Source organism: Celeribacter persicus, from assembly GCF_003050785.1.
Lineage (GTDB): Bacteria > Pseudomonadota > Alphaproteobacteria > Rhodobacterales > Rhodobacteraceae > Celeribacter > Celeribacter persicus.
In genome coordinates, this window is the sequence record NZ_QAOH01000012.1 from 16,392 (window position 1) to 38,072 (window position 21,681).

Annotated in this window: 21 protein-coding genes; 6 read left to right on the forward strand and 15 right to left on the reverse strand. The window is 61.5% G+C overall.

All coding sequences use genetic code 11. The features are described from left to right. Positions 1-29 precede the first annotated feature (29 nt). On the forward strand, positions 30-668 hold the full coding sequence (gene aat, locus C8N42_RS14440) for a leucyl/phenylalanyl-tRNA--protein transferase (protein ID WP_107817287.1): 639 nt from the start codon (positions 30-32) through the stop codon (positions 666-668). On the opposite strand, the gene C8N42_RS14445 is transcribed toward aat, so the two are convergent. The 15 genes from C8N42_RS14445 to C8N42_RS14515 form a co-directional block, all read right to left on the reverse strand. Then, entirely contained in the window at positions 631-1,194 is a 564-nt protein-coding gene (locus C8N42_RS14445; protein WP_245890156.1) for a DUF2155 domain-containing protein, read from the reverse strand. The two genes, aat and C8N42_RS14445, sit on opposite strands and share 38 nt — an antisense overlap. Continuing rightward, positions 1,191-1,652 carry an outer membrane lipid asymmetry maintenance protein MlaD gene (gene mlaD / locus C8N42_RS14450; protein ID WP_107817288.1) on the reverse strand — a complete coding sequence of 154 codons (462 nt, stop codon included), beginning with the start codon at positions 1,650-1,652 and terminating at the stop codon, positions 1,191-1,193. The genes C8N42_RS14445 and mlaD overlap by 4 nt, the downstream gene beginning before the upstream one ends. Next, the gene (locus tag C8N42_RS14455) at positions 1,652-2,035 is read right to left on the reverse strand and encodes an NADH:ubiquinone oxidoreductase subunit NDUFA12 (RefSeq protein WP_107817289.1); all 384 of its coding nucleotides are present in this window, start codon (positions 2,033-2,035) and stop codon (positions 1,652-1,654) included. Before C8N42_RS14455 ends, mlaD begins: the two co-directional genes overlap by 1 nt. Before the next feature lie 159 nt (positions 2,036-2,194). Then, complete coding sequence (clpX, locus tag C8N42_RS14460) at positions 2,195-3,466, reverse strand: ATP-dependent Clp protease ATP-binding subunit ClpX (protein ID WP_066711131.1); 1,272 nt, start codon at positions 3,464-3,466, stop codon at positions 2,195-2,197. 316 nt (positions 3,467-3,782) lie between these two features. Then, entirely contained in the window at positions 3,783-4,406 is a 624-nt protein-coding gene (locus tag C8N42_RS14465; RefSeq protein WP_107817290.1) for an ATP-dependent Clp protease proteolytic subunit, read from the reverse strand. Between the two features lie 302 nt (positions 4,407-4,708). Beyond that, a complete protein-coding gene (locus C8N42_RS14470) occupies positions 4,709-5,800 on the reverse strand; it encodes a DUF1513 domain-containing protein (protein ID WP_107817291.1) in 1,092 nt (363 codons plus the stop codon). A 48-nt stretch (positions 5,801-5,848) separates the two neighbouring features. Further along, the gene (locus C8N42_RS14475; RefSeq protein ID WP_107817292.1) at positions 5,849-6,874 is read right to left on the reverse strand and encodes an imelysin family protein; all 1,026 of its coding nucleotides are present in this window, start codon (positions 6,872-6,874) and stop codon (positions 5,849-5,851) included. Between the two features lie 11 nt (positions 6,875-6,885). Then, positions 6,886-8,403, reverse strand: a complete 1,518-nt coding sequence (locus C8N42_RS14480; RefSeq protein WP_245890171.1) for a di-heme oxidoreductase family protein — start codon at positions 8,401-8,403, stop codon at positions 6,886-6,888. A 28-nt stretch (positions 8,404-8,431) separates the two neighbouring features. Next, positions 8,432-8,917: a bacterioferritin gene (bfr, locus tag C8N42_RS14485; protein WP_107817294.1), complete on the reverse strand. Its 486-nt coding sequence runs from the start codon at positions 8,915-8,917 to the stop codon at positions 8,432-8,434. A gap of 5 nt (positions 8,918-8,922) precedes the next feature. After that, complete coding sequence (locus C8N42_RS14490; protein WP_107817295.1) at positions 8,923-9,162, reverse strand: (2Fe-2S)-binding protein; 240 nt, start codon at positions 9,160-9,162, stop codon at positions 8,923-8,925. Positions 9,163-9,264: 102 nt separating this feature from the next. Further along, the gene (locus C8N42_RS14495; protein ID WP_107817296.1) at positions 9,265-10,518 is read right to left on the reverse strand and encodes an imelysin family protein; all 1,254 of its coding nucleotides are present in this window, start codon (positions 10,516-10,518) and stop codon (positions 9,265-9,267) included. A 207-nt stretch (positions 10,519-10,725) separates the two neighbouring features. After that, positions 10,726-11,871: an ABC transporter permease gene (locus C8N42_RS14500; RefSeq protein WP_107817297.1), complete on the reverse strand. Its 1,146-nt coding sequence runs from the start codon at positions 11,869-11,871 to the stop codon at positions 10,726-10,728. After that, positions 11,868-12,809, reverse strand: a complete 942-nt coding sequence (locus C8N42_RS14505) for an ABC transporter ATP-binding protein (RefSeq protein WP_107817298.1) — start codon at positions 12,807-12,809, stop codon at positions 11,868-11,870. The genes C8N42_RS14500 and C8N42_RS14505 overlap by 4 nt, the downstream gene beginning before the upstream one ends. Beyond that, the gene (locus C8N42_RS14510; protein WP_107817299.1) at positions 12,806-13,768 is read right to left on the reverse strand and encodes an HlyD family secretion protein; all 963 of its coding nucleotides are present in this window, start codon (positions 13,766-13,768) and stop codon (positions 12,806-12,808) included. Before C8N42_RS14510 ends, C8N42_RS14505 begins: the two co-directional genes overlap by 4 nt. Next, positions 13,761-14,444: a TetR/AcrR family transcriptional regulator gene (locus tag C8N42_RS14515; protein ID WP_107817300.1), complete on the reverse strand. Its 684-nt coding sequence runs from the start codon at positions 14,442-14,444 to the stop codon at positions 13,761-13,763. The genes C8N42_RS14510 and C8N42_RS14515 overlap by 8 nt, the downstream gene beginning before the upstream one ends. Before the next feature lie 319 nt (positions 14,445-14,763). Here C8N42_RS14515 and C8N42_RS14520 point away from each other — a divergent pair, with 319 nt between their 5' ends. From C8N42_RS14520 to C8N42_RS14540, 5 genes are all read left to right on the forward strand, one after another. Continuing rightward, complete coding sequence (locus C8N42_RS14520) at positions 14,764-16,440, forward strand: NAD(P)-binding protein (RefSeq protein WP_107817301.1); 1,677 nt, start codon at positions 14,764-14,766, stop codon at positions 16,438-16,440. After that, positions 16,433-20,035, forward strand: a complete 3,603-nt coding sequence (nifJ, locus tag C8N42_RS14525) for a pyruvate:ferredoxin (flavodoxin) oxidoreductase (RefSeq protein WP_107817302.1) — start codon at positions 16,433-16,435, stop codon at positions 20,033-20,035. The genes C8N42_RS14520 and nifJ overlap by 8 nt, the downstream gene beginning before the upstream one ends. Before the next feature lie 128 nt (positions 20,036-20,163). Continuing rightward, positions 20,164-20,457 carry a type II toxin-antitoxin system HigB family toxin gene (locus tag C8N42_RS14530; protein ID WP_107817303.1) on the forward strand — a complete coding sequence of 98 codons (294 nt, stop codon included), beginning with the start codon at positions 20,164-20,166 and terminating at the stop codon, positions 20,455-20,457. Then, positions 20,454-20,834 carry a helix-turn-helix domain-containing protein gene (locus tag C8N42_RS14535; RefSeq protein ID WP_245890159.1) on the forward strand — a complete coding sequence of 127 codons (381 nt, stop codon included), beginning with the start codon at positions 20,454-20,456 and terminating at the stop codon, positions 20,832-20,834. Before C8N42_RS14530 ends, C8N42_RS14535 begins: the two co-directional genes overlap by 4 nt. A gap of 126 nt (positions 20,835-20,960) precedes the next feature. Then, complete coding sequence (locus tag C8N42_RS14540) at positions 20,961-21,632, forward strand: L,D-transpeptidase (protein WP_107817304.1); 672 nt, start codon at positions 20,961-20,963, stop codon at positions 21,630-21,632. The last annotated feature ends 49 nt before the right edge of the window (positions 21,633-21,681 follow it).

The following is a 21,681-nucleotide window of genomic DNA, read 5'->3' on the forward strand; positions in this document are numbered from 1 at the left end:
TTTGCCCGAAACCCCGCCACATTCGGCCCATGAACCACGTCGAACTGACCCCGGACCTGATCCTGCAAGCCTATGCCAATGGCGTTTTTCCCATGGCGGAAAGCCGTGAGGACGACAGCCTTTTCTGGGTCGATCCGCGCGAACGTGGCATCATTCCGTTGGACGGGTTTCACGTCTCCCGCTCGCTTGCTCGTCTCATTCGGCAGGAGCGCTACAGCCTCACGCTGAACCGCGACTTCGCGGGTGTTATGGAGGGCTGTGCCGACCGGCCGGAAACGTGGATCAACACCACGATCTTTGACCTCTATTGCCAATTGCACGACATGGGTTTCGGTCATTCCATCGAGGTCTGGGACGGCGAGAGGCTTGTCGGCGGCACATACGGGCTGGCGCTCGGTACGGCGTTTTTCGGCGAAAGCATGTTTTCGCGTGTGCCCAATGCCTCGAAACTGGCGCTCGCCTGGCTGGTGGCCCGACTGCGCCTCACCGGCTTCACCCTCTTCGACACGCAATTCCTGACCGAGCATCTCGCCAGCCTTGGCGGCATTGAGATTCCGCGCGCCCGGTATCGCGCGCTCCTGCGCAAAGCTCTGGAAACGCGGGCAGATATCACGGCACTGGACGCGCCGCTCACTCCTGAGCTTGTGTTGTCGGTATGTCGCAGGTAAGCGGCCAGATGTCGTAACGCGGGTGATCCATGGCGTTGAGCGCCGGCGAAGACGCAACCATCCAGCCGGAAAACACCGGAGCCTCGCTGCCCTGAGCGCGCACCACGAGATAGGCATAGGCATTGCCCGAGGGGTTGTCCGCCGGATAGCGGCAATCGCCGAGGAACACCTCGATCCGGCCAAAGCTCTGGCTCTGCCCGGTCTCGATCGTCAGATCCGCGACCGCGCCCGTCAGTTTGTCGAGCGCGCGGACCGTCGCCCCGGAAGAGGAAACCACATGCTCCTGAATTTCCGTGGTGATGTCGCGCAACTCCTGCTGGAAATCGCCGTTCGGCAGGTTTTGCAGATCTTCGAGCGATAGCCCACCGGCCCCGAACCCACCGACTTCTTCCCCCTCTTCGAGCGGGGTGATGGTGATCTGATCCAGCCCGGTTTCGAGATCGTCGGTGAAACCGCCCTCCTGCGCCAGAGCCGGCAGGGTGGCCGCAATCAGTGCCGCACTCATGAGGGTCGCCAGTCGGGTCATTCCGCACTCCCCTCGTCACTGCCGGTGACGAATTTCAGCAAGAGGTTGATCAGGCTGACCGAACCCTGCGTGTCGGCGATCACCTGCCCGTCCTCGAAATTGAACATCGAGCCGCCGGGCACCAGTTCCACGAAATTGCCACCCAGAAGCCCCTCTGAGGAAATCATCGCCGCCGTGTCATCAGGCAAAAGCACATCGGCGTTGAGCGTCAGTTGCGCCTCAGCCCGGAAGGTATCGCGATTGAGGTCGAGTCCGGTGACCGTGCCCACCTTGACCCCCGCCAGACGCACATCCGTGCCAGTGGAAATCCCCTCGGCGGAGCGGAAGGAGGCGGTCAGGCGATAGTGATCGGGCGCGGAGACGCCAAAGCCCGTGACCTGTCCGGCGTAGACCAGAAAGCCAAGCGCAAGCGCGATGACGCCCGCACCGACCGCAACCTCTGTCGGGTTCTCGGCCATTATTCCGGCTGCCAGGCCTCGTAGTCACGCCGTTCGACGGGATGGGCGCGACGGATGGAACCTGCGGGCGCATAGGCCGCGGGCGTGCCGGTCAGGTTCTCCACATGCTCCTTTTCCCAAGGCTTGTGGGGGAGCGGTTCGTGACCGGGATGGTTCGCAAAGGTGTGATGCAGCCAGCCATGCCAGTCGGGACTGATGCGGGAGGCTTCGATCTCGCCATTGTAGACGACCCAGCGGCGGGTGTCGTCTTCGTTGCGGTAGAATGTGTTGCCCTGGGCGTCCTCACCGACCTTGATGCCGTGACGCCAGGTGAAGAACTGGGTGCCGATGGTCCCGTCTTTCCACCAGATGAGAGAGCGCAGAGCCGTGTTCAAAATCCCCATGACGTCGTCACCTTTCGAATGTCGCTTGGTCTTTCTATGGACCATCCGCGCGCGGAGGTCCAGAGGGGAGCGGCGGCGTGGTACGGGTTTTGCGGGGTGGCGCGCCCGCAAAGCAAAACCCCGCCGAAATGGCGGGGCCTTTGAATATTCGCATCCGCGTCAGGAGGCCGTCGCTTCCTTGCTCTTTTCTTCGTCGGAATAGATCATCAGCGGCTTCGCGGGCGAGGTAACCGCCTCCTCATTGACCACCACCTCGGTCACATTGTCCATGCCCGGAAGCTCGAACATCGTATCGAGAAGGATGTCTTCGAGGATGGAACGCAGCCCCCGCGCACCGGTCTTGCGCTCGATCGCGCGTTTGGCAATCGCCGTCAGCGCCTCTTCCGTGAAGGAAAGTTTCGCATCTTCCAGCTCGAACAGGCGCTGATACTGTTTCACAAGCGCATTTTTCGGCTCGGTCAGAATGGTCACCAACGCATCTTCGTCGAGGTCTTCGAGCGTGGCGAGCACCGGCAGACGACCGACGAATTCCGGGATCAGACCGAATTTCAACAGGTCTTCGGGTTCCAGTTCCTTGAACAACTCGCCGACGCCGCGGCTGTCATTGTCCTTCACATCGGCGCCAAAGCCCATCGCCGTGCCCTTGTTGCGCTGCGCGATGATGCGGTCGAGACCGGCAAACGCACCGCCACAGATGAACAGGATGTTCGTCGTGTCGACTTGCAGGAATTCCTGCTGTGGATGCTTGCGCCCGCCCTGCGGCGGCACAGACGCCACGGTGCCTTCCATGATCTTGAGAAGCGCCTGCTGCACCCCCTCGCCCGACACGTCGCGGGTGATCGAGGGGTTGTCGGACTTCCGCGTGATCTTGTCGACCTCGTCGATATAGACGATGCCGCGCTGTGCGCGTTCGACGTTGTACTCGGAGGCCTGCAAGAGCTTCAGGATGATGTTCTCGACATCCTCGCCCACGTAACCGGCTTCGGTCAGCGTGGTTGCGTCGGCCATCGTGAACGGCACATCGAGGATACGGGCAAGAGTTTGTGCCAGAAGGGTTTTCCCGCAACCGGTCGGGCCGATCAGCAGGATGTTCGATTTGGCAAGCTCGATATCGCCCGCGCCCTTGGCCGCGTGGTTGAGACGTTTGTAATGGTTGTGCACCGCCACCGAGAGCACGCGTTTGGCGCGCGCCTGACCGATCACGTAATCGTCGAGCACCTGGCAGATTTCCTGTGGCGAGGGTACGCCTTCGGAGGATTTCAGACCGGAGGTTTTCGTCTCTTCACGGATGATATCCATGCAAAGCTCTACGCATTCGTCACAGATGAAAACGGTCGGACCCGCAATCAGCTTGCGCACCTCGTGCTGGCTCTTGCCGCAGAACGAGCAGTAGAGCGTATTTTTGCTGTCGCCACTGGACGAATTGCTCATCACATTCCCCTGAGCCCGGGCGGGCTCTCTAATATTGCCTGTCGACCGGCGCGGAGGCCGGGCGGGTTTTCCGTGTCGCGTCTCACATCCCGTTACGGGCCATTACGAGCCGCAATCTACGCCTCGATGGTCGAAAACCACCCCGGCGCGCGGGCCTCCCGAAGGAGACCTAATTCCATAGCTGTCCCCGAAAGTGTAGGACAGTGGTTTTTCGGGCACAATGGCAAAATCCCATTCGCCTGAATACGCCCGGCCGGAGGCAAGGTGCGCCGGGACATCGCATGCCACGCCGCACCGGATCGCCTCACGCCCTGTCTCAGTCTTCGACCGGCGCGCGGCTTTCGACGATCTCGTCGATCAAGCCGAACGCTTTGGCGTCTTCCGGCGACATGAAATTGTCGCGCTCCAGCGCATCGACGATGGTCTGGAATTCCTGCCCGGTGTGTTTGACGTAGATCTGGTTCAGGCGATCCTTGAGCTTTTGCGTCTCCTGCGCGTGGATCATGATGTCGGTCGCCTGCCCCTGATAGCCCCCGGACGGCTGGTGCACCATGACGCGGGAGTTCGGCAGGGAGAAACGCATGCCTTTCTCACCGGCGGTCAGCAGAAGCGAGCCCATGGAGGCCGCCTGCCCCATCACCAGAGTGGACACTTTCGGACGGATGTATTGCATCGTGTCGTAGATCGAAAGACCCGAGGTCACCACACCGCCCGGGCTGTTGATATACATGGCGATCTCTTTTTTCGGGTTTTCCGCTTCGAGGAACAGAAGCTGGGCGCAGATCAGCGAGGACATGCCGTCATGCACCGGCCCGTTGAGGAAAATGATGCGCTCTTTCAGCAGGCGCGAGAAGATGTCATAGGCGCGTTCGCCACGGCTCGTCTGTTCGACCACCATGGGAACGAGGGTGTTCATATAGATATCAATCGGATCTTTCATCGGGCCCTGCCTGTTGCTTCGTCTGATGTGTTAGCGCGGAAGTGTTACCTGAGTCTTAGTGTTGGACCGGGGGGGCTGCAAGAGCGCCCGCGCTTTGAGCAAGGCTCCGTGAATTCCGGGCCTTGCGCATGGGACAACACCACATCACGCCACATGCCTCATCTCGCTTTAATAACAATCCGTTAGAGATCATCTCCGCCACCGGAATGGCAACCGGACACAATTGCTTGCGCCCGGTGTTGCCGCTTTGCCTCAAATTTGGACAAAATTTTTGTAAAATTTTATCGACCTGCTCCTTCGGCTCATGCCGCAAGTTCGGGCAGCGCCACCAAGTGGTTGTCCCAGGCAAGCCCCGGCACCGCATTCAGAGGCCGCATGTCCTCTTTCATCGCCAGAAGCGCACCGAACCCGTCGGAGCCGAGATAGCCGTCGCCCATTGGCGCAAGCCCGCAGACATCGCCCCGCACCACAGCACCGAGGAACGTCCCGTCCGGCGCAAAACGATGGATACGCCCGCCGCGCGGAGAGCTGATCGCCACTTCCGTGCCATCGCCGGAATGCGACACGGAACCGGCATAGGCCTTCATCGCATATTGCTCACCCAGATCGGCTTCGGCCAGAACCACCTCTTCGCCACGCCGATGCAGCCCCAGAAGCGGCACGAGATCCATCTCGTCCCCCTCCCATTGCATCGCAAAGGCGACCTGCTCGTCGGGTGCAAGCGACAGGTGGCGGATCGAGTTCTTGTGCAGCTCAGGCGTCAGGACATGTTTCTCGACCAGCGTATAGTCGGAGGACAGGTAGACCAGCGACGGTTCCATCACGTCGATGTTGAGTTTCTGCCGTCCCTCACCAATATCCGGATGAGTGAAAATCCCGCCATTGGCCACGACCAGCGTGCCGTCGGAAAGCTGTTTCACGTCATGCGGCCCGATGCCGTGGGTCGCCACCTCGCCGACACGCGCGTAATTCTTGCGGCGATCCCAGATGCCGAGAATACCCTTTTTCTCGGCGTAATTGTTCTCCGGCGTCAAAAGCAGATCGCCATTCTCCACGAACAGTCCATGCCCCATGAAATGCCGCCCCTCGGGCGCGTCGAGCCGGTGGGTGATCCGCCCGGTGGCGCAGTTCACCACCACGGCAAAGGTGCCGGGACGACGGGCAAAAGCCACGGCCTCGGGTTTGAACGGATGGGCGGCGGCGGCATGACCGCGGGCGGGCAGAGGCGCGCGGAACAGGATCTGCGCCTGCGCGTCGAGCCCGTAAAGCGCGTAATCGCCGGAAGCATCCTTCGCGGCCCCGAGAAAGGCGGGCGATCCCGCATCCGCCCAGCTCAGCCGCGGAACGACTGTGGCGGCGAGCGCGGCCTTGAGGAAAGTGCGGCGTGATGTCATAGCTGTTATCCAGTATCTTTTTGTTTTCAAGCACGAAACGCGGACGGATCAGTCACCGTCCGAAGCGTTGAACCCGGCCGACACCCCCAGAGGCGCGCCGACCTCATTGGCGAGATGGCCGAGGATAGTGGTGATATTCTGGCCGATGATCTCGACCTTGAGCCGCCCCATCGGGTCCTCCACACCGGCAAACCCCGGATCGTTGAGCCCCTCGGCCAGCGCGATCGTCTTCTCGAACGCCGCCTCGGCCAAGGGCATTTCTCCCGGTGCCAGCTTGCGCGCCAGATCACGGGCGGCTTGGAGTTGCAACACCACGTTGCGCTGCGCCCGGTCCGAGCGATAGGCTTCGGCCCGCGTCGGGCGCGGCTTCTCGAAAGACCCGATAGGCCGCCCGATCCGCTGATCGCGGGTCACTTCCAGCGAAGAGGTCAGCATGGTGTAAAGCGCCTGCACACTTTCCGTCCTGGTGAGATAAAGCGGATGCGGCGCTTCCCCCGCAAGCAAAAGCGTCTGGGCAAAACCGTCGGGCGCCTCCCATTCCGCCTTGATTGCCGCGCCCATGCGATGCAGGTCACGGGCCACCGCCTGCACCAGATGACAGGAATAACTGTCCTCGCTGTAGTCATTGAACTGCTCGTCATAGAGCATGTATTCGAGCGCAAAGAGCCCGCGCACCGCGATGGAGGCTTGGGCAAACTCCTCTGGATCTTCGATCACCGGATCTTCATCGGCGATATAGCCCGCCAGTGTACGCGGGATCATGCCCTTCTTGTCGGGCCAGAAGGCAATGGCAAGGATGCGCCCGTTGGCCTCGACCGGCCCCAAATGCAGGTGCTGCAACCCCATCCAGGCGTCAAAAGCCTCATTATAAGCGGGTTTCACCGCATTGGGCAGGCAATTGTCCCCCGCCACATCGGACAAAAGCGCCGTGGCCACGTCGAAATGATCCACCGCCGGCACCGTATGTTCATTCACCGCACGCTCCAGCGCCTCGCTCAGGAGATCACTCAGGGGATCGGCGGCCAGAGGTGCGGCCAGCATGAGCGGGAAACATAAAGCAGCCAGTTTGCGCATCGTGTGCTCCTTCAGAGACTTTCGAGAAAACGGATCAGGGCGGCACGGTCCTCGGGCGGCATCTCCGTCACGGCATCACGGGCGTTTTGCGCCTCGCCTCCGTGCCAGAGCACCGCTTCCAGAAGATTGCGTGCCCGTCCGTCATGCAGATAGGTGGTATGCCCGGAAACCCGCGCCGTCAAACCGATCCCCCACAAAGGTGCTGTGCGCCACTCGCGCCCGGTGGCGCGGTGCTCCGGGCGGTTATCGGCCAGCCCCTCCCCCATGTCATGCAAAAGCAGATCGGTGTAAGGCCAGATCAACTGAAACGATTGCGGCGCGTTCTCCGCGCCCTCAAGCCGTGCGGTGACGTGCTTTGGGGTATGGCAGGACGCGCACCCTGTGTCATGGAACAGCGCCTTGCCCCGCAACACCTCGGGGTCATCCACGTCGCGCCTCGCGGGCACGGCGAGGTTGCGCGCATAGAAGGTCACGAGGTCCATGCCGGTCTGGTCGATCTCATCGCCCCGCGCATCATTCGCCCCGTTCCGCGCATTCAGGCAATCCACCTGCTCCGCCGTGCAATCGCCCGAGGGCTGCGGGAAGAGCGGCGAGGAAATTCCGATGTCACCATGAAAGGCCGAGGCGGATTGTTCCTCCACCGTCGGCTCCCCGGCCTTCCAGCCGAAGCGGCCCAGCATCACCTGCTCATAGCGTCGCGACCAGACGAGATTCGGACGGCCGGAAATACCGTCGCCATCGGCGTCCTCCGGATCGGCCAGGGCCAGAATGTCTTCCGCCGGGATCGCTTCCAACAGACCCAGCCCGATCATCTGATTGGCCACACGCGGCGAAATCTGAACATCGTCCGGTAACGCCCCATATCCCGGATTTGAAATCGAATACAAAGGCTTGCGCATAGAAATTGTTTCGCCGCCCGAAAGCGTGACGGGGATTTCCTCATAGGCGATCTCCATCCGCCCCTCGGGCGTGAACCCCGCCAGAGACAGGTCTTGCAACTGCCACCCATAGCCCGGAACGGGCCGCGTACGCTCCGTCGCCTGCGCCCCGTCGAGATGCGCCAGGTAGGTCTCAAGCGCGCTCAGCGGTGCATCCCCCGCCGGCACGGAGAGACGCAGAAACATCGAAGTGCGCTCGTCTTCGGCATGTTCCGGCGGATGGCCGCGCCCGTCATTCACATGGCAGCGCTGACAGGAGCGCGCATTGTAAAGCGGCCCCAGCCCGTCGGAAGCTTTTGTCGAGGAGGGAGCTGACACCCAAAGCTTCGCGAAAAGCGCATTGCCCAGTTCGAAATCAAGTTTGCTGTCGAAGGGCAGATTTGCGGGCGGCAGGGTGAAGACCTTGTTGTCCCCGGTATCCGCCACTGTTCCCGATCCACCCGGGTTGGCCTCGAAAGCCTCGGGGGCGGAGAAATCCATCGCGGGCGCGGTCACCGCCGCCACGCGCGCGCGCTCGGCCTGCGTGCGCTGCACGGCGGGCAAATGGGGATCGGTTGTCGGGAGAGGATCGGCCAAGACACCCTGCCCCATCAGGGACAGGGTCAGCGTGACAACGGCCTTATTCGGCTTCGTCCATAGGTGCTGCGTTAAGCAGCGCATAGCCTTGCTCGCCAAGACGGGTGTAGAGGTCGAGCTGGGTTTCGAGAAAATCAACATGGCCTTCCTCGTCGGTGATCAGCTCCTCGAAGAGGTTCTTCGAGACCGTATCCCCGACAGATTCGCAATAGCTGCGCGCCTCACGATAGAGTGTGAGCGCATCGTGTTCGCCCGCCAGATCCGCTTCCATCGTCTCTTTCGGGGTTTCGCCGATCCGCAAGGGATCGAGTTTCTGGAGGTTGGGATGGCCTTCGAGGAACAGGATGCGCTCGATCAGCTTGTCGGCGTGGTTCATCTCTTCGATGCTCTCCTCGCGCGACTTCTTCGCCATTTTCGCCAGCCCCCAGTCCTCCTGGAGCCGGAAATGCACCCAGTATTGGGAAATCGCGGTCAGTTCCGACCGGAGTGCTGCGTTCAGGTACTCAATGACCTTCGCGTCGCCTTTCATAGGGGTTATCCTCTCTTCATGCGGTGTTCCTTGAGCCCGCGCAATTCGGCAGGCACCACAAGGTTATCATTCTGACGCATGGTGGAAAGGAAAAGCGACATACAGCCCCCACAATCAGGTCTTTTTCCCAAAGCGTGGTAGACTTTGCCGGGCGTGATGATCGTCTCCGGGTCGGACGCCCGCATCCAGTCGATCGCGGCGTGAATGTCGCGATCCGAGATGGAATTGCAGGAACAGACGATCATGACAGGCTCCGGTTATCGTATTTGGGTGTTCTGCTCGACAGGATGCCCCCTGCCTCAATGGACAGGCCGAAAGGAACGTCCTCACAGCCTGTCCGCCAAGATTTACTGGAAGACGGCTTCCGGGTTGTCGAGGCTGTCGGAGCCTTCGACCTCGATCTCGCCCGCGGTCAGCACCGTCACCGCACGCTCGATCTGGCGGGTCTGGGCGACCAGCGCGTCGACCGCCGTCATGATCAGTTCTTCGCCTGCCGCGTTGCCACGACCCAGCATCTGATCATAGGAGAAGCCAGCCTCGGCGGCGGCCTTGATCTGGCCCAGCTCAGCCATGGAATGATCCACAGCAGCGGTCAGGTCAGCGGCCAGTTCCGGGTCTTTCGCGGTCAGCAGGTCTTCAAGGCTTTCGCCCTTCACCAGCGTGCCGTCAACACGGACATATTGCCCGGTGTAGACATTGTGGATGCCCATACCGTCGTAGAAATGCGAGTTGTGAGTGTTGTCGGAGAAGCAATCGTGCTCTTCCTCCGGGTCGTTCAGCATGAGACCGAGCTTCATGCGCTCGCCCGCCTGCTCGCCATAGGACAGCGAGCCCATGCCGGTCAGCATCGCGGTGATCCCCGCCGCCGGATCGGACACCACGGCTTCGCGGGCCTCGCCACCTTCGGCCCATTGTTCGGTGATCCATTCCAGATCGGAAACCAGAAGCTTGGAGGCCGCCGTCAGATATTGCGCACGACGCTCACAGTTGCCGCCGGTACAATCGTCGCCCGTCAGGTAATCGGTGTAGGGACGTTCGCCCGCACCATGATCGGTACCGTTCAGATCCTGTCCCCAGAGCAGGAATTCGATGGCGTGATAACCGGTGGACACGTTGGCCTCGACCTCGTCCGCCTCATGCAGGGTCTCGGAGAGAAGCTCCGGGGTGATCTCGGTCGCGTCGATCTCCTCGCCGGAAATCTCGAAGGTCGGATTGGCGATGACGTTCAGCACGGCGAGCGGGTTCTCATCGGTCGCACCACCATAGGAACCGTCCACATAGTCGATCAGACCTTCGTCGAGCGGCCAAGCGTTCACCTTGCCCTCCCAATCGTCCACGATGGCATTGCCGAAACGATAGACCTCGGTCTGCTGATAAGGCACGCGCGCCTCGATCCAGACGGCTTTGGCCGCAGCCAGCGTTGCTTCGGACGGTGCCGCGACGAAGGCTTCGATGGCGGCATCCAGTTCCTTGGCTTTGATCAGGCTGTCCTCATAGGCGGCATGGGCGATATCCGCATAGTTGGTCACCACTTCGGCTTCGCCGGCAAAGGCGGTGGCAGGCAGGGTGGCGGCGATCATGGCCGTCATCATACGTTTCATCAGGTCTTGTCCCTATCTTGGCGTCCCGCGCCACTTTGGCGCACGGACAGGTCGTTCCAATCCGCGTGGTCTTCACGCACTCCCCAAGTAACTGACTTCTTTAGTCAGACAAGTCAATCCTGATTGTTTTGATAGGAATATGAAACTTCCGTGACCTACAATACGGCCCCACACCCGACCGCTCCAGACCTTTGGGATTTTCCAAGGTCAATCAAGCGTTTGACGGTAGCGCCGCAGGGCCACCACCACCACGATCAGCAGGATCACCGCAATTGCTCCCATATTGCCCGCAACCTCCGGCAAGCCCGCCCCCTTGAGCATCACCTTGCGCACCAGCCGCAGGAAATGCGTGGCGGGAATCGCCGTTCCCAAAGCCTGTGCCCAGCCCGGCATCGCCGCGAAGGGGAACATGAAACCGGACAGGAGCACGGTCGGCAGGATGGTGAAAAACGACAGTTGCATGGCCTGCATCTGGGTCCGCGCCAGCGTTGAGACCAGAAACCCGATGGCGAGATTGACCACGATATAAAGGTTGAACCCCGCGAAAAACGCCAGAAACGAGCCGGAAAACGGCACATCGAACAGCGCGCGCGCCGCCAGCAGGAAGACGAAGGTCTGCACATAGCCGACGAAGACGTAGGGCAGGATTTTCCCCAGCATCACCTCGGAGGCCAGCACGGGCGTGGCGATCAGGCTTTCCATCGTGCCCTTCTCGCTCTCGCGCACGATGGCCACGGCGGTGATCAGAATCATCGTCATCGACAGGATGATTGCCAGAAGCCCCGGCACGATGTTGGTCGAGGTCTCCTGTTCGGCATTGAATGCCCGGTGCACGATCAGATCGAAGGGCGCATCCGTGCTGGCCGATCCCGACAGTGCGCCCGTCAGGCTCTGCGCCATGGCCGTCTCCACCACGCCGCTCATCGCCCCGATTGCGCCGGAGGCGGCCACCGGGTCGGAGGCATCGACGGTCAGCAAAATCTCCGGCACCAGCCCACGGATCATGTCGCGCTCGAACGCTGGTGGCACGGTCAGGATGACCGAAGCCATCCCGTCCTTCAGCGCCTCCACGCCTTCCGCCTCGGACGTTACGATGCCGATGAAATCGAAATAATCCGACGTGTCCATCGCCGCCGTCAGGCTACGCACCACCGGGCTTTCATCCGCCACCTCAATGAGTGTCGGCAGGTTGTGCGGGTCGGTGTCGATGGCATAGCCGAAAAGCAGAAGCTGCATCACCGGAATGCCGATCATCATGCCAAAGGTCACCCGGTCGCGCTTCATCTGGATAAATTCCTTGACCAGAACGCCAAGAAAACGCGCGAAGGAGAAGAGGGCGCGTTTGCGTCTCATCCTGCTACCTCCGCGCCGAAATTGTCCTTCGCACCCGCCATAAGGTAGATGAAGGCCTCTTCCAGCCCCGCGCGTTTTTCCGTCCATTCATGGCTGCCGCGCGCCCGTTCACGTTCTGCCAATGCCACAAGCGCCGCGCGATCCGTACCGGAGACATGCAGTTCCGCACCGAATCGAATGACCTGCCCCGCCGCTCCCTCGGCCTCCAGCCGGTCTTCCAATGCGGTCAACTCCGGCCCCGTGACCACAAAGGTCGACAACCCGATCTGGCCCGGGATCGCATTCGCCGCCCCGTCGATCAGCTTCTTGCCATAGGCGATATAAGCAATGTGATCGCATTGCACCGCCTCGTCCATGTAATGCGTCGAAACCAGCACAGTGACGCCTTTTGCCGCCAGTCGCCGGATTTCATCCCAGAAATCGCGCCGCGCCTTCGGGTCCACCCCGGCGGTCGGTTCATCGAGAAGCAAAAGATCGGGGTTGTGGATCATACAAGCGGCCAGCGCGAGCCGCTGTTTCCAGCCGCCCGAGAGCGTCCCGGCAAGCTGCCCCGCCCGCCCCTCAAGCCCGAGATCGCGCACCGCCTCGGCGACAATCGCCTTGCGGTTCTTCATCCCGAACATCCGCGCCACAAAATCGAGGTTCTCGGCGATGGTCAGGTCCTCGTAGAGCGAAAACTTCTGGGTCATGTAACCGACGCGCTTCTTGATCTCGCGGCTGTCGCGAATGATGTCGAGGCCAAGGCATTGCCCCTCGCCCCCGTCCGGCGTCAGAAGCCCGCACATCATGCGGATCGTCGTCGTTTTCCCTGAACCGTTCGGGCCGAGAAAGCCGTATATAGTGCCCTTTGCGACCTCCATATCGAAGCCGTCGACCACCTTGCGGTCGCCGAAAATCTTGGTCAGCCCGGTGACCGATATGGCCAGTTCGCGGGTCATTCTTTCACCGCCACCCGCGCATCCACAGTTACCGGTTGCCCCGGCAGAACACCCTCCGGATCAAGCACTTCCGCCTCGACGCGATAGACCAATCGCCCGCGCTGATCGCTCGTGTAGAGGATCGGGGGCGTGTATTGCGGATCGGAGGCCAGCCGCGTGATCTTCGCGCTCAAATCGTCGAGGCACCCTTCGCAGGAAATCGCCACCACGCCCCCTATCGCGAGGTCCGCGCGCTCCGCTTCCGGCACAAAGAACAGCGCCGTCATCTGATCCGGCGGCAGGATCGAAACCACCGGCGACCCCGCGCTCGCCACTTCCCCGATCTCATAAAACACCTTCTCCACCTGCCCGGTCACAGGGGCGAACACCTGCCGGTCGTCAAGGTCGGAACGCGCCAGATCGACCTGCGCCTGCGCCGCGGCCACCGCCGCCTCCGCTGCGCGCCGTTCGGCATCGCGCGCCGGAAGCTCCGCGACCTTCAACTCCGCCTCAAGCTGCGCGACCGCCGCCTGCGCCTCATCAAGCGCGGCCTGCAAATCGTCCACGCCTGCCTGCGTCGTCGCCCCTTTCGCGAGCAGGGCCTCACCGCGTTCCAGCCGGGTTTTCGCAATATCCTCCGCCACCCGCGCCTGATCCAAAGAGGCCCGCGTCACCGCGATCTCCGCCTCCCGCGAGCCGGTCGACAGGTTCTCAAACGTCGCCTGCGCCTGCGCCAACTGCGCCTCTGCCGTGCGCAAGGCCGCCGCATATTGTTCGCCCTCAAGAGAAAACAAAAGCACGCCCTTGCCGACCCGATCGCCCTCCGTCACGCCGATCTTTTCGATCCGCCCGCCAGACGCCGGGGCCGCATAGGTGAATTCGCCCTCGATATAGCCGTCATAGACATGCGCGGGCGGCGGGTTGAAGCCCGGATAAATCGCCGCAATGACGGAGACGAACCAGCTCGGAAGATCAGCCATGAGGGGCCTCCTGTTCGGGGGCGGGTTCAAGCCCCGCGAAGAAAATGCTCAGATGCGCATCGAGGAGCCGTGCAATGCCGATGTCCCCGGGTGTCGCACCCTCGACCCGAATGCCGAAGACATCGGCCAGCAGCAGGTGCATGAGCACCGGCCCCAGAAGACAACGCACCGCCATGTCCGGATCGACAGGGCGGATATACCCATCCTCGCTACCCTGCCGGAACAGCGCGGTGAGCGCGGGCACGGCCCGCCCGATCACCCGCTCGCGGTACATCTGTGCAAGTTGCGGATGGCTCACCGCTTCACGCACCACGAGTTTCGGCACGGCGACGATACGCGGGTCGGACATGCGCGCGGCAAAAAGCGGCGCGAAGCGTTTCAGAAGCACACGCGGATCGCCGCGGTAGCCCTCGATCTGCGTCACGACCTCGCCCACGATGGGACCGACGGCGCGGTCCACCAGCGCCTCGATCACCGCATCCTTCGAGGGGAAATAGAGATAGAGCGCACCTTTCGAAACGCCCGCCCGTCGCGCAATCTGTTCCACCGTGGTGCGGTCGAAGCCCTGCTCGGTGAAGAGATCGAGAGCGGCGTCGAGCAACTCATCGGGCCGCGCCTCCTTGCGACGGCGAAATTTCGGCGCGTTTTCGCCCGTATCGCGTTCCCGATCCGACATGATCGTACCTTTCCGAGTCGCACCCTCAACAACTAACTGACCAGTCATTTATTTATTTCCAACACAAAAGTAAAGACCGGTCGAAATCCCCCCCTGTCACGCAAGTTTCATGCGCAGCGCCTAAAAGATGCACATCCGATGCGACATTTCGTTTCAAAAAAAAGAGATCAAAAATCATAGAGTTGCGGGGCGATGCCAACTCATGCAAGGGTTGATATATATCAACGCTCCGCGCCCGTTTCCCCGTAATGGTGCCCCAAAAGACGCGAACAGCACATACGACATCACGCCAAGCGCCAGACACTATGAAGGCCCAGCCATGACCCAGAACGCCGAGAAAAAAGCCGGCACCAAGCGCGCCGATTTCACGCCACTGGTAGATCAGACCAAGACCACCGGTACCGGCCCGATCCGCAGCCAGATCCCGCAATATGTGACCCTTACCCCGCCCTGCGCGGCGGCCTGCCCGGCTGGGGAAAACATCCGCGAATGGCTGGCGGAAGCCACGGCGGGAAACTATCGCGCGGCCTGGGAAATCCTCACGGCACAAAACCCAATGCCCGCCGTGCATGGTCGGGTGTGCTATCATCCCTGCGAGGGGGGCTGTAACCGTGGCGAAGTGGACGAGGCCGTCTCGATCCACGCGGTCGAACGCTTTCTGGGCGACATGGCCAATGAACAGGGCTGGCAATTCAAACCTGTGAACCCGCCGTCGGGCAAAAAGGTTCTGGTGGTGGGCGCAGGTCCCTCGGGGCTTTCATGTGCCTACCACCTCGCGCGTCTGGGCCATGAGGTCGAGATTCGCGAGGCCGGACCGGTCGCGGGCGGCATGATGCATTTCGGCATTCCCGCCTACCGGATGCCGCGCGAGGAACTGGCACAGGATGTGGCCCGGATCGAGGCACTTGGCGTCAGGATCACCCTGAACCACAAGGTCACCGACCTGATGGTCGAAAAGCAGGCGGGCGGGTTCGACGCCGTCTATCTCGCCATCGGTGCGGGCGCGGGCAAGCATGTCGATATCCCTGCGAAGGAAGCGCCCAAAATTCTCGACGCCGTAAACCTGTTGTCCGACACATCGAAAGGCGAAGCCCCGCTTCTGGGGCGTCGCGTCGTGGTCTATGGTGGCGGCAACACCGCGATGGACGCGGCGCGTACCGCGAAACGCCTCGGCGCCACCGAGACCCTGATCGTCTACCGCCGCGACCGCCAGCACATGCCCGCCCATGAATTCGAGGCCGACGAGGCCATGGCCGAAGGTGTGAAAATCAAGTGGCTCACCACGATCAAGGAGATCGACGGCGACGAATTGAAGGTCGAGCGCATGGAAATCGGCGAAGACGGTCGTGCGCACCCGACGGGCGAGTTCGAAACCCTGACCGCCGATGCCGTCGTGCTGGCTTTGGGGCAGGAAACCGACAGTTCCTTCCTCAAATCCATGCCGGGGCTGGAGTTCAGTTGGAACGGCACCGTGGAAGTCGGCGAGAACCGCATGACAGGATGCGAAGGCGTCTTTGCGGGTGGCGACATGGTCCCCGACCAGCAATCCGTCACCATCGCCACCGGCCACGGCAAACTGGCCGCCCGGCACATCGACGCATGGCTTGCGGGAACGGTTTACGTCGCCTCCGCGCCGCCCGCGCTGGTCACCGCCGACATGCTGCACCTGCCGGTCTATTCCGATGTGGACCCGAAGGAGCAGGCCGCGCTGGCGACCAGCAAACGCCACAGCTTCGATGAGGTCCTGAGCGGCTTGTCGGAGAAAGAAGCCCGCTACGAGGCGTCCCGCTGCTACTCCTGCGGCTCCTGCTATGAATGCGACAACTGCTACGCCGCCTGCCCGGAAGACGCCATCGTCAAATTGGGCAAAGGCAAGGGCTACGAGATCGACCCGGAAAAATGCACCGGCTGCCAGTCCTGTTTCGATCAATGTCCCTGCCACGCGCTCGAAATGATTTCAGAGACGACCATTCAAGGGGAGGTCTCCCATGCTTGACCGTGAAAACGCCCCCGTTCAGGCCACAATGGATGGCAACGCCGCCGTGGCCCATGTCGCGTATCGGGTGAATGAGGTTTGCTCGATCTACCCGATCACCCCTTCCTCGCCGATGGCGGAACTGGCCGATGACTGGACCGCGCAGGGTGTCAAAAACATCTGGGGCGACATTCCCGTCATTCAGGAAATGCAATCCGAGGGCGGTGCCGCAGGCACGGTGCACGGATCTTTGCAAGCGGGTGCGCTGACCACGACCTTCACCGCCTCGCAGGGCCTCATGCTCATGCTGCCCAATATGTTCAAGATCGCCGGCGAACTGACCCCCACCGTCTTCCATGTCGCGGCACGCTCTCTCGCGACCCATGCGCTGTCGATCTTCGGCGATCATGCCGACGTGATGGCCGCGCGCTCCACGGGCTTTGCCATGCTCGCCGCCTCTTCCGTGCAGGAAGCCCATGACATGGCGCTCATCGCGCACGCATCGACCCTCAAGGCCCGCATTCCCTTCATCCATTTCTTCGACGGTTTCCGCACCAGCCATGAGGTCAACACGCTCTCGCTCATCCCCGATAGCCAGATTCGGGCGATGATCGACGACGATCTGGTGCGCGCCCATCGCAAACGCGCACTGAGCCCCGAAAACCCGTTCATCCGCGGCACCGCCCAGAACCCCGACGTGTTCTTCCAGTCGCGCGAAGCCGCCAACCCGTTCTACGCCGCAGTCCCCGACATCGTCGAAGAGGAGATGATGAAGCTGGGCCAGATGACCGGGCGCACATACCGGCCTTTCGATTACACCGGCGCACCGGATGCGACCCGCGTGGTCTTTGCCATGGGCTCGGGCACCGATGTGATCCGGGCAACCGTTGAGGATCTGGTGGCAAAAGGCGAGAAAATCGGCATGATCGCGGTGCGGCTCTACCGACCGTTCTCCGCGAAACACCTGTTCTCCATCCTGCCCGAGACGGTGGAGAAAATCGCCGTGCTCGACCGTTCGAAAGAGCCGGGCACCACGGGCGAACCGCTCTATCTCGACGTAGTCTCCGCGCTGGCGGAAGCCGTCGCAACCGGCAGCCGCGCCATCATGCCGCGCGTGATCGGCGGGCGCTATGGTCTCAGTTCCAAGGATTTCACCCCTACACAGGTCAAGGCGGTGTTCGACAACCTGTCGAAAGACAAACCGAAAACCAACTTTACCGTGGGCATCAACGATGATGTGTCCTTCACCTCTCTGAAGGTCGACACCTCTTATGATATCGAGAGAGACAACGTGGTCCGCGCGGTGTTCTACGGCCTCGGTGCGGACGGCACGGTCGGCGCGAACAAGAACTCGGTCAAGATCATTGCCGCCGAACCGGACCACTTCGCCCAAGGGTATTTCGTCTACGACAGTCACAAATCCGGCGCCGTAACCGAAAGCCACCTGCGTTTCGGCCCGGAGCCCATCGAGGCCCCCTATCTGATTTCGTCCGCCAACTTTGTTGCCTGTCACCAGTTCCATTTCCTGATGAAAATGGACGTGCTGAAACTCGCCAAACCCGGCGCGACCTTCCTTTTGAATTCCCCTTACGGCGCTGAGGCCACATGGGACCGCCTGCCGCGCTCCGTGCAACAGGCGATCATCGACAAGGGGCTGACATTCTACGTCATCGACGCCACTGCCGCCGCGCGCGAACTGGGGCTTGGCGGGCGCACCAATACGATCCTTCAGACCTGTTTCTTCGCCCTCTCCGGTGTGCTCCCCCGCGATGAGGCCATCGAGAAAATCAAGCACGCGATCGAGAAGACCTATTCGAAAAAAGGCCGCGAGGTGGTCGAGAAGAACTTTGCCGCCGTCGATGGCGCGCTGAAAGGCCTGCACGAAATCAAAGTGCCCACGACCCCCACCAGCGTGATCGAGCGCCCCTCCCTCGTCCCCCACGACGCACCCTCTTTCGTCCGCGACGTCACCGCCAAGATGATGGAGGGCATCGGCGACGACATTCCCGTCTCCGCCCTGCCCGTCGATGGCACCTTCCCGTCGGGCACTGCCGCATGGGAAAAACGTAACGTCGCTGACGAGGTCCCCGTCTGGATTGCCGAGGATTGCATCCAGTGCGGCCAGTGTTCCTTTGTCTGCCCGCATTCCGTCATCCGCGCGAAATATTTCGATGCGGAGCTTTTGGAGGGCGCGCCCGAAGGGTTCAAGCACGCCCCGGTCAACGCCCGCGGCTACCCGGGCGCCGAATTCTCGCTCGAATTCTACCTTGAAGACTGCACCGGCTGCGGCCTCTGTGTCGAGGCCTGCCCGGCGATCTCCGAGGACGACCCGAGCCGCAAGGCGATCAACCTGCACCTCAAGGAAGACCTGCCGGAGCGTGAGCGCGAAAACATCGCCTTCTTCGAGAGCCTGCCGGTCAATGACCGCTCCCGCGTCGATTTCGCCAATGTGCGCGGTGTTCAGTTCCTCGAACCGCTGTTCGAATTCCCTGGCGCCTGTGCGGGCTGTGGCGAGACGCCTTATGTCAAGCTCCTGAGCCAGCTCTTCGGCGACCGCCTCATGGTCGCCAATGCCACCGGCTGTTCCTCGATCTATGGCGGCAACCTGCCGGTGACACCCTGGTCCAAAAACGCAGAGGGTCGCGGCCCCGCATGGGCCAACTCGCTGTTCGAGGACAACGCGGAATTCGGTCTCGGTTTCCGCCTTGCCGCCGACAAGCAAACCGCTCTGGCGCAGGACCTTTTGCGCAAACTCACCCCCGACGTGGGTCAGGAGCTTGTCGATGCGATCCTCACCGCGCCACAGGTCCGTGAAAGCGAAATCCGGGCGCAGCGTGAGCGTGTGGGCCTCCTTAAAACCAAACTTCTCGCCCTGCCCCGCAATGAGGATATCGAACACCTGCTCTCGCTCGCCGACCATCTCGTCAAACGCGCCATCTGGCTCGTCGGTGGCGATGGCTGGGCCTATGACATCGGCTATGGCGGGCTCGATCACGTCCTCGCCTCAGGGCGCAACGTCAACATCCTCGTGATGGACACGGAGGTCTATTCCAACACCGGCGGTCAGGCCTCCAAGGCAACACCTCTGGGCGCCATCGCCAAATTCGCCGCCGCCGGCAAACGCACCAACCGCAAGGACATGGCACTTCAGGCCATCGCTTACGGCAATGTCTACGTGGCTCAGGTCGCTTTGGGCGCGAACCCGCAACAGACGCTCCGCGCCTTCCGGGAGGCCGAGGCTTGGGACGGTCCTTCGATCATTCTGGCCTATTCGCATTGCATCGCGCACGGGATCGACATGCGCAAAGGTCTCAACCAACAGCAAAAGGCCGTGAAATCCGGTTATTGGCCGCTCCTGCGCTACGACCCGGCGCTGCATGGCACCGGCACACCGCCCTTCATGCTCGACAGCCCCCGCCCGACGCTGCCGTTCAAGGACTACGCTTACGGCGAGCTGCGCTACCGCCAGCTTACCCAGACCCGCCCCGAGGAAGCTGCCGAACTTCTGGAACTGGCGCAGAACGGTATTCGGGACAAATACCGCACCTATGAGGAATTCGCCGAGATGGAAAAGGGCCCCGACCCGAGCCGGGTGATGGGCACAGGGTCGTTTTGATCCTGTAACGCAACGATGTCCTGAAAAAAGCACCCGGTCCTTGCTGGATCGGGTGTTTGCTTCGAGTGCAAAATTCCCACCATGGGAATTACTCTTGACGTTTCCCATTTTGGGAACTAAACAAAATCATGAGAGTTCTGTCGAAACGCACGTTACGCGAGTTCTGGACCAAATATCCGCGTGCAGAAAAGCCGTTGAGGGCCTGGCATGATCATGTGCTGTCCGTACAATGGGAAAATTTTGCCGATGTCAAAAAGAGTTTCAACTCGGCAGATCAGGTCGGCAATCGGATCGTGTTCAACATCAAGGGCAATGATTATCGCATCGTTGCCTATGTCGCCTACGGCCCCTACTATCGCGTGCTGATCAAATTCGTCGGAACGCATAAAGAATACGATGCAATCGACCCCGGAGAGGTATGATGGACAACATTCGACCAATCAGAACCGAAGAAGACCTGACATGGGCGCTTGCTGAGATCGAGCCCTATTTCGTGACGCCGCCTGCGCCGGGAACCCCGGACGCAGACCGTTTCGATGTCCTCACCGACCTGATCGAAAGCTACGAAGATCGCCATCATTCCATTCAGGCACCCGACCCGGTTGAGGCGCTTCAGTTCTACATGGAAGAAACGCACAAGAACATCACCGAGCTTGGCCGCGTCCTTGGATCGCGCCCCCGCGCCAGCGAAGTGATGTCCCGAAAAAGACGCCTTTCTCTCGATATGATCCGCAAGATTCATACCGCATGGAAAATTCCTTCGGATACACTGATCCAGCCCTATCATCTGGATGTCTGAACACCGGATACAACACTCCCCGCACATATTTTGGAACAACTTGCGTTTTCGGGGGTTTCGCCTAGGTATGAGAGAATGCGGAAAGCTGCTCTTCCGCCTGAAAAGACGTCTTAAAAGGACCCTGCCATGTTGACACGCCGCCACTTCATCCAGACCTCCACCGCACTGTTTTCCGCCACAGCGCTCGGTGTGGCGACTGGCTCTCCCGCAATGGCGGCCACCCAAAGCGACTGGGAGGCGTGGGATGCGCAGGTGACCCCTGCCGGTTTTGATCTCGAAACCTCGAACCCCTGGGGCTTGCACACCCGCTTCCTGCCGCGCCGGGTCGAGGCCAGAGCCGGTCTGACCCCCGGCGATATCCATGTCGATGCCGTGGCCCGCTATCTCTACCTCGTCGAGGAAGGCGGCACCGCCATGCGCTACGGCGTGGCGATCGGGCGCGACGGGCTTTACACCCCCGGCACCTACACGATCAAACGCAAGGCGAAATGGCCGACCTGGACGCCCACCGCGAACATGATCAAACGCGAGCCGGAAATTTATGCGCAATATGCCGATGGCATGGAGCCGGGACCGCGCAATGCGCTCGGTTCCCGCGCGCTCTACCTTTATATCGGCAACCGCGACACCTACCTGCGCATCCACGGAACCCCTTACCCGCGCTCCATCGGCACCCGCGCCAGCTCCGGCTGCGTGCGCATGGTCATGGCCCATGTCATCGACCTCTACGAACGCGTCGACACCGGTGCGACGGCGCATCTCTACCCGGCCGAACAATACGTGACGGCGACGAGTTGAATCGTGCACAAAAGACAACCCGGCAACGAAAAAGGCGATGGAGTGCTCC

Coding starts and splice junctions, on each gene's coding strand:
- nifJ (WP_107817302.1), top strand. CDS start 16,433: ATGCTTGACCGTGAAAACGCCCCCGTTCAGGCCACAATGGATGGCAAC.
- C8N42_RS14475 (WP_107817292.1), bottom strand. CDS start 6,874: ATGCGCAAACTGGCTGCTTTATGTTTCCCGCTCATGCTGGCCGCACCT.
- C8N42_RS14445 (WP_245890156.1), bottom strand. CDS start 1,194: ATGACCCGACTGGCGACCCTCATGAGTGCGGCACTGATTGCGGCCACC.
- C8N42_RS14530 (WP_107817303.1), top strand. CDS start 20,164: ATGAGAGTTCTGTCGAAACGCACGTTACGCGAGTTCTGGACCAAATAT.
- C8N42_RS14455 (WP_107817289.1), bottom strand. CDS start 2,035: ATGGGGATTTTGAACACGGCTCTGCGCTCTCTCATCTGGTGGAAAGAC.
- C8N42_RS14540 (WP_107817304.1), top strand. CDS start 20,961: ATGTTGACACGCCGCCACTTCATCCAGACCTCCACCGCACTGTTTTCC.
- C8N42_RS14495 (WP_107817296.1), bottom strand. CDS start 10,518: ATGAAACGTATGATGACGGCCATGATCGCCGCCACCCTGCCTGCCACC.
- C8N42_RS14465 (WP_107817290.1), bottom strand. CDS start 4,406: ATGAAAGATCCGATTGATATCTATATGAACACCCTCGTTCCCATGGTG.
- C8N42_RS14515 (WP_107817300.1), bottom strand. CDS start 14,444: ATGTCGGATCGGGAACGCGATACGGGCGAAAACGCGCCGAAATTTCGC.
- C8N42_RS14480 (WP_245890171.1), bottom strand. CDS start 8,403: ATGGGGCAGGGTGTCTTGGCCGATCCTCTCCCGACAACCGATCCCCAT.
- bfr (WP_107817294.1), bottom strand. CDS start 8,917: ATGAAAGGCGACGCGAAGGTCATTGAGTACCTGAACGCAGCACTCCGG.
- C8N42_RS14500 (WP_107817297.1), bottom strand. CDS start 11,871: ATGAGACGCAAACGCGCCCTCTTCTCCTTCGCGCGTTTTCTTGGCGTT.
- C8N42_RS14535 (WP_245890159.1), top strand. CDS start 20,454: ATGATGGACAACATTCGACCAATCAGAACCGAAGAAGACCTGACATGG.
- clpX (WP_066711131.1), bottom strand. CDS start 3,466: ATGAGCAATTCGTCCAGTGGCGACAGCAAAAATACGCTCTACTGCTCG.
- C8N42_RS14470 (WP_107817291.1), bottom strand. CDS start 5,800: ATGACATCACGCCGCACTTTCCTCAAGGCCGCGCTCGCCGCCACAGTC.
- C8N42_RS14490 (WP_107817295.1), bottom strand. CDS start 9,162: ATGATCGTCTGTTCCTGCAATTCCATCTCGGATCGCGACATTCACGCC.
- C8N42_RS14505 (WP_107817298.1), bottom strand. CDS start 12,809: ATGACCCGCGAACTGGCCATATCGGTCACCGGGCTGACCAAGATTTTC.
- mlaD (WP_107817288.1), bottom strand. CDS start 1,652: ATGGCCGAGAACCCGACAGAGGTTGCGGTCGGTGCGGGCGTCATCGCG.
- C8N42_RS14510 (WP_107817299.1), bottom strand. CDS start 13,768: ATGGCTGATCTTCCGAGCTGGTTCGTCTCCGTCATTGCGGCGATTTAT.
- aat (WP_107817287.1), top strand. CDS start 30: ATGAACCACGTCGAACTGACCCCGGACCTGATCCTGCAAGCCTATGCC.
- C8N42_RS14520 (WP_107817301.1), top strand. CDS start 14,764: ATGACCCAGAACGCCGAGAAAAAAGCCGGCACCAAGCGCGCCGATTTC.